Raw genomic sequence first — 12200 nt, 5'->3', positions numbered from 1 at the left:
GAAACAAGTTCAGCATGACGGGGATGATATTTTTACCATTTCTTATACAACTCCATCCTTCTGCCATCCGGATCAACAACTACTACCATAAAACCAAAATCAGTTTGTGTAGGTTCAGACGCGAACAACACTTCTGCTTTCTTTAATAATTCAATTACCGTATCAAAATCATCTAACTCAAAACCTAAGCGAAGATTTTTATCAGCCTCAGTTTGAGTTTTTGTAAGCGGATATATCTCAATCACCATTTCATCAATAGTGGCAGAATAATGATAAGGGGAATTTCCATGTTTATGATATTCAAAGCTAACACCAAGTAGCTGATAAAAATCAACCAGCTTCTGCATATCGGCAGTTCTTATAACCAATAGTTTAAGTTTGATCATGGCTTTATCGCTATAACAAACCCAATTCCTTTTTAACCTTACCTGGTAGCTTATCAGCGATAAGCCGGTACGATTGCCTGATATAATGCTCCCATTCCTTTTCACTCAAACTACTGATATCACGCGCAAGTACCCATTTATACCGGGCTATATAAGGCTGAGGTTCCAAACCTTCTTTGGAAATGATCTCTTCAAAATCTTCGGCAGTCACTTTAAACGAGGCCGATGGCGGTACACCATCGGGATGGGTAAACAGGAATGATTTACCGCCAACATTAAAGCACAGGTGTTCGTCCAGTTTAATATCTTCGGTTACGCCGGGTAGCTTATGGCAAATGGATTGAAGGGTTTCGATGGTCATGGTTATGGTTTTATAAACGCCTCATTGTAGAGACGCATAATTGCGTCTCCAGCATGCAAATTACGTTTGATTTTCCATATCCTCAACAAGGCGGCTCATCCTGCGGGAGACGCAATTATGCGTCTCTACGGAAAAACTACCGTTTCTTCTTTGGCAGCTTGATCAACCCCGACCTGTACAGATCAATAGCTTCATTCAAAATAAACCGGATAGTATCAACCGGCAAATCCTCTTCAGGATTAAAAACCATGATCTTGATACGGGCACGGTCTTCAAACGTTAGTTCGGGATGGTGCAGGTGTTTCCCTTCAACCATACCTAAAAATGGCCATTGTTTTTTGGAGTGCACCCACAGGTAGCAAAACATTTTGCCTTTATAATAAAAGAACGGCATGTTGTATTTCCACTCGGCGGTGATATCAGGATCGAACGCCAAAACAATATCGCGCAAAGCCAACAAGCAGCCTTTATTGGGCTCATCTTTGGTGAGGTAGAAGGAATCTATTGGGGTAAGCATGGAACAGTTGATTTTCAAGGATAATTAAATGCGAAAACTTAAACCTCTATAAACATTATAACAACTAATCAACTCCATATCAATTTATTAAACTTACAATTATGTCCTTCTGATTGACCATAATTCCCTCATGCTTCTAATATGTTTATTTGTGGCTGCTGTCAGGTCATTTTTTGGATATCTAAGCTTTTTATATTTAGATCTTATTATTGCTATTAATATTTCATCCCATTTTTTATCGAATCCCATCTCTGGCACTTCCAAAAGAATTCTGTCGGAGAACAAAGTTGATGGCTTGTCACCCTCTCTTCCAACTTGAAGGAAAAATCCTCTTGATTGGATAATCCCATCAATGAGTGTATTTTGAGTCGGCAGGTTGAATTCTATTCCGAATTCGATGATCATGGGTTTTTTAAAAGCGACATTTAAGATAATTTTACTTCTATCCCACAATGGCCTGGTCCATAAGAATATTGCATCCCCTGGTGGAGTTTCCTGATGAATAGAAATCAAATCGACCAATTCTTGATCTTCTATCCCATTAACTATCAAAGATGGAATAAATCTGCCCTCCCCTATTCCTGGCGCTGATAAAACACCATCTGCAATAACTTGAAAAACTTTAATGGAATAAGTTTTAATTTTCATCTTTAATATCTTTAATTAAGAAAACATCTACCGTTTCAACGTTTCCATCAATGTCTCTGATTTTTATAACATATTTTGATATTCTATATGATTTCAAAATATTGGGAAACTCGTAAAGAAGCCATTTAGATTCACTATCTTTTTCGTCGAGTCGGATTTCATTTGAAAAAAAAGTTAACTTTTGAACCAAAGGTGATTCAAGATCAGCAGAAACATAATCAAGAATTATAGATTCTTTAGAATTATCATCTCTTATATATTCTATTTCCAAAGTTGACACATAAGTATATTTCGCTGTAGCTTTATTGCTAATTGTTATGTTAAAAAACAGATATTTCTTACTGCTCTTTTTTATTGTTAATCGAAATGCGTTGATTAAATAAACGCTGAAATTTGAAAGCTTCTTATCGTAATCGCTTTTTGATATCTTGTAGGTTTTTTTAAAAATCAAATTGTATACTATACTGCAAATAAGCGTCAACACAGCAATAATTCCTAAGACGATTACCGAATGATGATTAAAAAAGTCTTCGAGTTTAGTGAGGCTTTCCTTCATAATAAAAGCTAAATTTAAAATTTATGAATATAATACCATTAATAATATATAAAATCTTCATACAACACATTCCTGCAATTTCTATTCCCCTACCCAACCTTCCCCCTCAAAATCCTTATCTTTGCGGCAACATAAATTACCATCTATGCTTAAAGGATTTTTTAATGTTCCGGCACCGGTGAATGAGCCCGTTTTAAATTACGGTCCGCGGAGTTTGGAGCGTGTGGCGCTTAAGGCAGCTTTAGAAGCCGGCCGTGCCCAACAATTAGATATACCTATGTACATTGGCGGCAAGGAAGTACGTACCGGCACTAAGCTGGAGATCCGTCCGCCGCATGATCATAAACATTTGCTGGCTACCTTCAGCGAAGGTGATGCAAGCCACGTTACCGCCGCTATTGATGCTGCCCTTGCAGCCAAAGCCGACTGGGAAAACCTGGCCTGGGAACAACGCGCCGCCATATTCCTGAAAGCTGCCGAACTGATTGCCGGGCCATACCGTGCCGAGATCAATGCAGCAACGATGCTTGGCCAGTCGAAAAACGCTTACCAGGCCGAGATCGATTCGGCATGTGAGCTGATCGACTTCCTGCGTTTCAACGTAGAATACATGACCGAGATTTACAAACAACAGCCGCCTGTATCAGGCAAAGGTGTTTGGAACCGGGTGGAGCAACGCCCGCTGGAAGGTTTTGTATTTGCATTAACGCCGTTCAACTTTACTGCTATTGCCGGCAACCTGCCTGCATCAGCAGCCATGATGGGTAACGTGGTAGTTTGGAAACCTGCCTATCCGCAAATCTATGCTGCCAATGTGATCATGAAGATCTTTAAAGAAGCCGGTGTACCTGATGGCGTCATCAACCTCATCTACGTTGATGGCCCGGTTGCAGGCGAGGTGATCTTTAACCATCCCGATTTTGCCGGGATCCACTTTACCGGTTCAACCAAAGTATTCCAGAACATCTGGCAAACTATCGGCACCAATATCCACAAATACAAAACCTACCCGCGCATTGTGGGCGAAACCGGTGGTAAAGACTTTGTACTTGCCCACCCAAGTGCTAATGCCGATGTAGTGAGCACCGCTCTTGTTCGCGGCGCGTTTGAGTACCAGGGACAAAAATGTTCGGCTGCATCAAGGGCTTATATCCCCGCTTCATTATGGCCGGCGGTAAAAGCAAACATGCAGCGTGACATTACTTCTTTTAAAATTGGTCCGGTAGAGGATTTTGAAAACTTCATCAATGCCGTGATCACCGAAGTATCGTTTGATAAACTGGCCAAATACATCGACGCCGCCAAAACCGACGAGAGCGTTGAGATTGTTGCCGGCGGCAACTACGATAAAAGCAAAGGCTGGTTCATTGAGCCAACCGTGTTAAAAGTTGAAGACCCATATTATGTAACCATGTGCGAGGAGCTTTTTGGCCCCGTATTAACCGTTTACGTTTACGAAGACGATAAATTTGATGAGATCCTTGAGGTTGTAGACAAAACATCTATCTACGCGCTTACAGGCTCAATCATCTCGCAGGACAGGTATGCTATTGAAAAAGCTACCACCCGTTTACGCAACGCGGCAGGTAACTTCTATATTAATGATAAGCCTACAGGTGCGGTAGTTGGTCAGCAGCCATTTGGCGGCGCCAGGGGATCGGGCACTAACGATAAAGCCGGATCGATGATCAACCTGCTTCGCTGGGTATCGCCACGCACCATCAAAGAAACCTTTGATCCGCCGAAGGATTACAGGTATCCTTTTTTGGCAAAGGAAGTATAGAGGAATAGATTTAAGAAGTCAAGATTCAGGAAGCAAGAATTGGCTTCATTGAATCGATAACCTCAAATAAAAACGTCATTGCGAGGTATGAAGCAATCCCCGACCTACAGAGCCGATCTGTATAGTTTGGGATTGCTTCATACCTTGCAATGACGTTTTGCGTATATTCTTTTTTTAGTCTTTCTCTCTTGATTCCTGAATCTTGGATTCTTGACTTCTTTCTTCTTGTCTCTTGAATCTTGACTTCTTGATTCTCTCTTACTTGAACTTAAACACATTATCCATATTGGCATTGTCATAAGTGCTTACCTTCATATCGTTAATCAGGCCGGTGCTGAGGCTGTAAACCCAGCCGTGTACGGCAAGTTCCTGTCCCTGCGCCCAGGCATTTTGCACAATGGATGTTTTGCAGAGGTTATATACATTCTCAATCACGTTAAGCTCAACCAGGCGGTTACTGCGTTCGGTTTCGTTCTCAATGGCGTCGAGCTCATCGGCATGTAAGCGGTAAACATCTTTAATATGGCGCAGCCAGTTATCTATCAGGCCAAACTGGGTGTTGCTCATGGCCGCATTAACACCGCCGCAGCCATAGTGGCCGGTCACTATCACATGTTTTACTTTCAATACGTTCACAGCGTAATCGAGCACACTCAGCATGTTCATGTCCGAGTGGATAACCATATTGGCAATGTTACGGTGTACAAAGATCTCGCCCGGGGCGGTATTGGTGATCTGGTTGGCAGGTACGCGGCTGTCGGCGCAACCTATCCAAAGTATAGGGGGCTTTTGCCCGTTAGCCAGTTTATCAAAATATTGAGGGTCTTCGGCCAAAGCACCTTCAATAAATTTTTTGTTTCCTTCCAGTAAGCCCTCGTAGGTAATATGACTGGTATCATGAATTTGAGCACACATATATTTTTAAGATTGATGTTTTAAGATGCGGTTTGACGTTTCCTGCCCCATGCAAACATACGGCTAAGTTTATGCAAAGCAAGCGGCGAAACGTCATAATACATAATGGTTAGCAAAATAACCGGGATAAAATAAAATATGGCAAACTCATACAGGTTAAAAAAATATCCGCCTGCCAGTGCACCAAACAGGTAAAAACCAAGCACTGTAAACCTGATCAGTAGTTTATTACCGGCGGCTTCGGTATTTTTGGTACGCGGATGGAACCATTCGGCCACTTCGCTGCCCAGGTCGGTAAATAAACCCGTTAAATGGCTCGATTTGATCAGTCCGCCCGAGATATTAGAAACCAGGCTGTTTTGCAATCCCATCGAAAACAAAATAGCGCTGATCACAATTTCGCGTTCCAGCTGCGTTTCCCGGTAAAAATTATGCCCGTAAATGGCAACCGCCAGTAAAATGACAGCTTCAATCACCATTGGGGTAGAGTTTGCCCGCCACCTGCTTTTATCCTCAAATGAACGTACAATAAAGCTGGATACAAATGCCCCCGCAAAGAACATCATCAGCCAAACTAAAAAGATGATCATCTGGCGATAGTTTTGCTCAATAATGTGCTTGGCGAGATTAGCCACATGCCCGGTAATATTTGAGGTAAAAGCCAAAAAAGCCAGCATGCCCGCCACATTGGTAACGCCTGCTACAAATGCCGTTGATGAGGCCAGCATCAGGTTTTCTTTAAGGGTACGTTGTTCTTTTATTGCTTTGAGCATAGATATTTCGCGGCAGATATTTTAATTTAAATTACAAAAAACTTAACCGAACTGATGCCTGCTTGTTTGATACAATTAATAATATTTTAATAAGCCCCCTCTAAATCTCCCCCGGAAGGGGAGACTTTTTTTTAGCCTTCCCTTCCGGGGAGGGTTTGGGTGGGGCTGAAAAAAAATCCCGGCCACTTCCTAAGAGCCGGGATCAACTTAACAATCAAACCTCCCTCCGCCCCTTACAGCGTCGGAAGCTCCAATCAAATTATATTTTAATGCGCTGCCACTGCCTCAACACCGTCAAGCTCATATACATAACCTAAATTATGCGGACTGCTGCTGGATACTTTCAGGTCTTTAACCAGGCCGCTGGCCAGGTCTATAACCCAACCGTGCACCTCAAGGTCATGACGTTCCATCCAGGCGTTTTGGATGATGGTGGTTTTGCACAGGTTATAAACCTGCTCGGTAACATTCAGCTCAACCAGGCGGTTAACTTTAGTAGTATTGTCGGTAATACGGTCAAGCTCATGGCTGTGCAGGCGGTACACATCTTTAATATGACGCAGCCAGTTATCAATTAAACCAAATTGCTTGTTGCTTAAAGCCGCCGCTACGCCGCCGCAGCCGTAATGGCCGGCAACAATAACGTGTTTTACTTTAAGCACATTCACTGCATAGTCAAGCACGCTCAGCATGTTCATGTCTGAGTGTACGCATACATTGGCAATATTGCGGTGCACAAACACTTCGCCGGGTTTGGTGCCTGTCACCTCGTTGGCCGGTACGCGGCTGTCTGAGCAGCCTATCCACAGCACTTCGGGGCTTTGACCTTTGGCCAGGTTTTTGAAAAACTCGCCATCCTCGGCCAGTTTACGCTCAACCCAGGCGGCGTTATTTTTAATTAAAGTATTATAGCTGCTTGATTGTGCAAGTTTAAGGTTGTTGGTATCTATTACGGCTTTGCCGTTTGTTTTTTCTGTTGACATTGTTTTTCGATTTTTAGTTAGGGTTATAAACCAGTTCTTTTAAAGGAGGTACGTCATACTTCTCCTTTACTTCGTTCAGTTGCACAATAATGCCCTTGGTGTAGGCATTGTGCTTGTAATTGTGGATAATCTCCAGTACATCCGGATCGATGTACCTTGAGTTCGATCCGTCAATTACCACTTCGGCGCCTTGCGGTAAGCTGGTAAGCGTTACCTGTATGGCAGCCTTGTTCAGGAAGGATACTTCCTCGGCCAGCTTAATCTTAATAACTTTTTTGCTGCCATTTTTTTCAATGTGATAGAAGTAGGGATTACGCAGGTTGGTACGCAGAATATAAAAGATCCCCACCAGCATACCTATACCCACACCAATAAGCAGGTCGGTCATAACAACGGCCACAATGGTAACCACGAAAGGGATAAACTGGCTCAAGCCCTGGTGCCACATGTGCTTGAAAAGACTTATCCGGGCCAGTTTATACCCAGTCATGAGCAGGATCGCTGCCAAACACGACAGCGGGATATGGTTAATTAAAGACGGTATGGCCAATAAAGCAACCAATAACCATATACCATGTATGATAGCGCTCATTTTGGTACGCGCACCGGCATTTACGTTGGCCGATGAACGCACAATTACCGCCGTCATGGGTAAGCCGCCAAGCATACCACTTACAATATTGGCCGTTCCCTGCGCAAGCAGTTCGCGGTTGGTGGGCGAAATACGTTTGATAGGATCTATTTTATCTACAGCCTCCAGGCTCAGCAATGTTTCCAAACTGGCAACCACTGCAATGGTGAAAGCCGTTATCCAAACCTGCTTGTTGCCTAACTGGCTAAAATCGGCCGATTTAAACAGCGCAAAAAATTCGGCACTGCTGTTTACCAGCGGTATGCGTACAAACTGCTTATCAAGCAAGGCGAAGCTTGTGCCGTTAAAGGCGAGGCTTAAGCCAATACCGGCCAATACCACCAGCAAAGGTGCCGGAACAATAGCCAGCTTTTTAAACTTAGGCCAGTAGATCATGAATGCCAGGGACACCACGCTAATGATCACTGCGCCGTAGTTGATCCGGGCAAAGGCACGGGTTATACCCGAAAAAGTATTATGATCATCAATTTGTCTAAAGCCCTCATCGCCCTCAAAATCGGCATCATAGCCAACCGCGTGCGGAAACTGCTTCATGATCAAAATAATACCTATCGCTGCCAGCATGCCTTCAATAACCGATGATGGAAAGTAGTTGGCTATAGTACCGGCTTTTACAATACCTAATATGATCTGAAAAACACCGGCCAGTACAAGTGCTAATAAAAAGGTTTCATAAGCGCCAAGTGAGGTAATGGCATTTAGCACAATTACTGTTAATCCGGCTGCAGGCCCGGCCACACTTAATTGCGAGCCGCTAAGTGTGCCTACTACTATCCCGCCAATAATACCTGTTAATACGCCTGAAAAAAGCGGCGCGCCTGATGCCAGCGCTATACCTAAACACAGCGGCAAAGCCACCAGGAAAACAACGACACTTGAAGGAATATCCCTTTTTAAATTTTTTGGCAGAAAATATTTTTTTAGGTTGAGATTGCCCATAGCAGCCTCACCTTGCTTGATTTGCATAAGAATGAAAGATTGAGTAAAACTTTAAAATGAATTAAATAGCGTTGCTATCCGGATAGGGAAGTATCCGGTTAATCATTTTAAACGTTGGGCGGCGGCGTGGGGACCACAGGATGATATACCTGCTTATATAAGGCGTTTTCCTGGTTGTGGAGAACTTTGGTTTCGGTAATAAATGTGATGAAGTTTATGGTATGAAGATCATACTCATCGAAGATTTTTTTCTCCTTCACAAGGTCTTTTTCGGGGCTGTCTTTTTCAGTTTTGCTTTCCTGCTCCAGCTGAAGGATCACCGCACTTACCGTTTTATTATCAAGATATAAAAAAACAGGTGCAAGCGAAATGCCCATCTTTATTACAAAAACGGTCATGAACAGCGCCACTACCCATATTTTATTATTCCTGATCTTCATCAACACAAATATATAAAAATCCGTTATTAAACCACCAGAATAAGTAAGCAAAAGCTATTCTTACAATATAATTACTATTTTTAGACAATTACTAACAACCTGAATTGTGGATAAAAAGCTTGATCTGTTAAGGCTAAAACGTCATGAAGCCATGCAGGGCGGAGGCCCGGTACGTATTGAAAGTCAGCATAAAAAAGGGAAATTAACGGCACGTGAGCGTTTGCATTTTTTATTGGATGAAGGCTCGTTCCAGGAGATAGGAATGCTGGTTACCCACCGCTCCATTGATTTTGGCATGGAGAAAGAAAAATATCCCGGCGATGGTGTTGTTACAGGTTATGGCACCATAAACGGCCGGCTCACTTATGTATTTTCACAGGATTTTACCGTTTTTGGCGGCTCACTTTCCGAAACCCATGCCGAAAAGATCTGCAAGATCATGGATCTCGCCCTTAAGAACGGCGCCCCGCTTATCGGCCTCAACGACTCGGGCGGTGCACGCATCCAGGAAGGCGTGGTATCCCTTGGCGGTTATGCCGATATTTTTTACCGCAATACCATGGCATCGGGCGTTATCCCGCAAATCTCGGCCATTATGGGGCCATGTGCCGGCGGTGCCGTTTACTCGCCCGCCATTACCGACTTTATTTTAATGGTTGAGCATACCTCATACATGTTTGTTACCGGGCCCAACGTAGTAAAAACGGTTACTCATGAAGTGGTAACCTCCGAAGAGCTGGGCGGCGCTAACACCCACGCCGGCAAATCGGGCGTTACCCATTTTGCCTGTGCCAATGAAATAGCGGCCATTCAGCATATCAAAAGCCTGCTAAGCTATATGCCTCAAAATTGTGAGGATAAAGCTCCCGCAGTTCCATACGAAAACGGCGACGAGCTGAGGCCCGAGCTAAACACCATTCTGCCGTCCATTGCATCGCAACCGTATGATATCCGCGAGGTTATTGATCATATTATTGACAAAGCTTCCTTTTTGGAAGTCCACAAAGATTTTGCCGAAAACATTGTGGTTGGTTTTGCACGCCTGGCAGGCCGCAGTATTGGCATAGTTGCCAATCAGCCTGCTTTTTTGGCCGGAGTATTGGATATTCATTCATCAACCAAAGCTGCCCGCTTTGTGCGTTTTTGCGATTGCTTTAATATTCCGCTGTTGGTGTTTGAAGATGTCCCCGGATTTTTGCCGGGAACCGACCAGGAATGGAATGCCATCATCACCAATGGCGCTAAACTATTGTATGCTTTTTGTGAGGCCACCGTTCCGCGCGTTACGGTGATCACCCGCAAGGCATATGGCGGTGCCTATGATGTGATGAACTCCAAACACATCGGGGCCGACCTTAATTTTGCCTGGCCTTCGGCCGAAATTGCGGTGATGGGCGCCAAAGGTGCTGCCGAGATCATTTTTAAGCGCGAGATCATGAAGGCCGAAGACCATGAAGCCAAATGGCTGGAGATGGAACAACTGTATTCCGATACCTTTGCCAACCCCTATCGCGCTGCCGAACGTGGCTTTATCGATGAAGTAATTGAACCCGCTGAAACCCGCATTAAACTGATTGCAGCATTTACAATGCTGGAAAATAAAGTAGTGAACAACCCGAGGAAAAAGCACGGGAATATCCCATTGTGATTTGAGATATCGGATGTTCGATTTCGGATTTATTTTCCTTTTTATTGTAGATGCCATAATTACCTTTTCTGGCGCAAGTATTGTGCGGCGGCACGTGCAGGGATTACTTGTGCCTTCTGCCTTTTCTGGCGCAAGTATTGTGCGGCTGCCGGTGCCGGGATTACTTGTGCCTTCCGCTTTTGTTTATAAGATTTGAGGTTGTTCCGCCAGCAAATTTGAAAAAAACCTTTTACCTTTCGCCTTTTACCTTTCGCCTCAAAAAAGAATGACAAATATCTCTATCGAACAAATCCGTCCCGAACTTACCTGGCGGTTAAGGCAGCGTATATTATACCCCGAAAGCAAGCTTTATGAAATGGAGATGGAGGAGGATAACCATGGATATCACTTTGCTGCTTTTAAAGATAATAATATCATAGCGGTAGTATCCCTCTTTAATAAAGGTAACGACTGGCAGTTTCGCAAATTTGCCGTTGATGAAACAGTTCAGAAAATGGGGATCGGTAAAGCGATGCTGGAGCATATAACCGATTTTGCCCTTACCAATGGAGGTGCGTTATTATGGTGTAATGCCCGGGTATCGGCCATCGGTTTTTATTTAAAACATGGCTTCACGCATACCGGCCGGCTTTTCTCAAAAAACGGCTTCGATTACGAAATCCTCGAAAAAGAGCTTACTCTTTCATCAGATCAACAATAATAGCCTTGGCAAAATCATTCGGTTGTTTTTGGTTCGATATTTTGGCCACGTCAAGTGCGGCTTCAATATCACCCTGGGCCTCATAAACTACCGCAAGGTTATAAGCAGCCCTGCTGGCAAGTTTTGGATCGGGGCCATCAATAAGCGGGTTCAATAATTGGAAAGCTTTATCAAACTTACCAGCCTTGATCAACTCTACCGAGCTGCTCAGCTGATCGCCATTGGCATACAGGGGCCTGTCGTGATAATCAGTATACGGCAGGTAATCCTTAAGCGCATCCAATGCGGAGTTACGGATAGCATCAAATAAAGGCCCGCCATGGGCAAGCAGGCTGGACGCATTGCCATACGGATTGTTGTCATTTATTTCAGCCTCGCCGTTTAGCCTTTTAAAGTAGATGCCATTGGCTTCATAAAGGGTGAAACTGGTTTTAACTACCGATACCCGGTAAACGGATGGCACACCGTTGTAATAATCCTGCTGCAATTTGGTTTCGCCTTTAAAATCCTCAAACGCCAGCACATAGGATGCCTTATATTTGTTAGCCAGAAATTTCACCGAATCTGTATTGGCGGTAAAATTAACTGAATCCACCAGTTGTACAACTTTTACGCCGGGCAGCGCATGCAGCTGTACAGCGGCATTGTTTATAGCGGTATAAGCGGCGGCTTTAAATGTGGCGAGTACCCGTTTATTACGGTTACGGGCCGAATCGGGCATGTAGTGGTTAATGACCACTATAGTTGTTTTTGCCCTGTTAAAATTCAGCTTTGGTGCATAATCAACCGGAACGTTTACATATTGAGGTACGCTGCATGCTGCTAAAAAACATGCTGCAAATAAGATACAAGTTAGCCTGAATAGTTTCACCTTATTAAAAATTAAATATCGCGGAAAG

General features: G+C 43.7%; 14 protein-coding genes. 3 read left to right on the top strand and 11 right to left on the bottom strand.

Features of this window, described 5'->3' with window-relative positions:
• Positions 1–32: 32 nt before the first annotated feature.
• The 5 genes from SNE26_RS28950 to SNE26_RS28930 form a co-directional block, all read right to left on the bottom strand.
• On the bottom strand, positions 33–386 hold the full coding sequence (locus SNE26_RS28950; protein WP_321557278.1) for a VOC family protein: 354 nt from the start codon (positions 384–386) through the stop codon (positions 33–35).
• 10 nt (positions 387–396) lie between these two features.
• A complete protein-coding gene (locus SNE26_RS28945; protein ID WP_321557277.1) occupies positions 397–747 on the bottom strand; it encodes an MmcQ/YjbR family DNA-binding protein in 351 nt (116 codons plus the stop codon).
• A 136-nt stretch (positions 748–883) separates the two neighbouring features.
• Positions 884–1264 carry a DUF1801 domain-containing protein gene (locus tag SNE26_RS28940; RefSeq protein WP_321557276.1) on the bottom strand — a complete coding sequence of 127 codons (381 nt, stop codon included), beginning with the start codon at positions 1262–1264 and terminating at the stop codon, positions 884–886.
• A gap of 99 nt (positions 1265–1363) precedes the next feature.
• Positions 1364–1912 (bottom strand): hypothetical protein, encoded by a 549-nt coding sequence (locus SNE26_RS28935; protein ID WP_321557275.1) that lies wholly within the window; start codon positions 1910–1912, stop codon positions 1364–1366.
• A complete protein-coding gene (locus SNE26_RS28930) occupies positions 1902–2468 on the bottom strand; it encodes a hypothetical protein (protein WP_321557274.1) in 567 nt (188 codons plus the stop codon). Before SNE26_RS28930 ends, SNE26_RS28935 begins: the two co-directional genes overlap by 11 nt.
• 145 nt (positions 2469–2613) lie before the next feature.
• Between SNE26_RS28930 and pruA the strand changes: the two genes are divergently transcribed.
• Positions 2614–4251 carry an L-glutamate gamma-semialdehyde dehydrogenase gene (pruA, locus tag SNE26_RS28925; protein ID WP_321557273.1) on the top strand — a complete coding sequence of 546 codons (1638 nt, stop codon included), beginning with the start codon at positions 2614–2616 and terminating at the stop codon, positions 4249–4251.
• A 258-nt stretch (positions 4252–4509) separates the two neighbouring features.
• Here pruA and can (SNE26_RS28920) read toward each other — a convergent pair whose 3' ends face one another.
• The 5 genes from can (SNE26_RS28920) to SNE26_RS28900 form a co-directional block, all read right to left on the bottom strand.
• Complete coding sequence (can, locus tag SNE26_RS28920) at positions 4510–5166, bottom strand: carbonate dehydratase (RefSeq protein ID WP_321557272.1); 657 nt, start codon at positions 5164–5166, stop codon at positions 4510–4512.
• Between the two features lie 20 nt (positions 5167–5186).
• A complete protein-coding gene (locus tag SNE26_RS28915) occupies positions 5187–5939 on the bottom strand; it encodes a YoaK family protein (RefSeq protein ID WP_321557271.1) in 753 nt (250 codons plus the stop codon).
• A gap of 266 nt (positions 5940–6205) precedes the next feature.
• Positions 6206–6922: a carbonate dehydratase gene (gene can, locus SNE26_RS28910; protein WP_321557270.1), complete on the bottom strand. Its 717-nt coding sequence runs from the start codon at positions 6920–6922 to the stop codon at positions 6206–6208.
• Between the two features lie 13 nt (positions 6923–6935).
• Positions 6936–8540 (bottom strand): SulP family inorganic anion transporter, encoded by a 1605-nt coding sequence (locus tag SNE26_RS28905; protein ID WP_321557269.1) that lies wholly within the window; start codon positions 8538–8540, stop codon positions 6936–6938.
• An 80-nt stretch (positions 8541–8620) separates the two neighbouring features.
• Entirely contained in the window at positions 8621–8953 is a 333-nt protein-coding gene (locus tag SNE26_RS28900) for a hypothetical protein (protein WP_321557268.1), read from the bottom strand.
• Positions 8954–9104: 151 nt separating this feature from the next.
• On the opposite strand from SNE26_RS28900, the gene SNE26_RS28895 reads away from it, so the two are divergent.
• The gene (locus tag SNE26_RS28895) at positions 9105–10601 is read left to right on the top strand and encodes an acyl-CoA carboxylase subunit beta (RefSeq protein WP_373695608.1); all 1497 of its coding nucleotides are present in this window, start codon (positions 9105–9107) and stop codon (positions 10599–10601) included.
• A gap of 265 nt (positions 10602–10866) precedes the next feature.
• Positions 10867–11301: a GNAT family N-acetyltransferase gene (locus SNE26_RS28890; RefSeq protein WP_321557266.1), complete on the top strand. Its 435-nt coding sequence runs from the start codon at positions 10867–10869 to the stop codon at positions 11299–11301.
• On the opposite strand, the gene SNE26_RS28885 is transcribed toward SNE26_RS28890, so the two are convergent.
• Positions 11276–12172, bottom strand: coding sequence for a DUF6340 family protein (locus tag SNE26_RS28885; protein WP_321557265.1), 897 nt, complete (start codon positions 12170–12172; stop codon positions 11276–11278). The genes SNE26_RS28890 and SNE26_RS28885 overlap by 26 nt on opposite strands.
• Positions 12173–12200: the final 28 nt, after the last annotated feature.

The sequence above is a fragment of the Mucilaginibacter sp. cycad4 genome, from assembly GCF_034263275.1.
GTDB lineage: Bacteria > Bacteroidota > Bacteroidia > Sphingobacteriales > Sphingobacteriaceae > Mucilaginibacter.
The sequence above is the reverse complement of the archived record's forward strand: the minus strand, read 5'-3'. Positions and strand labels throughout refer to the sequence as shown.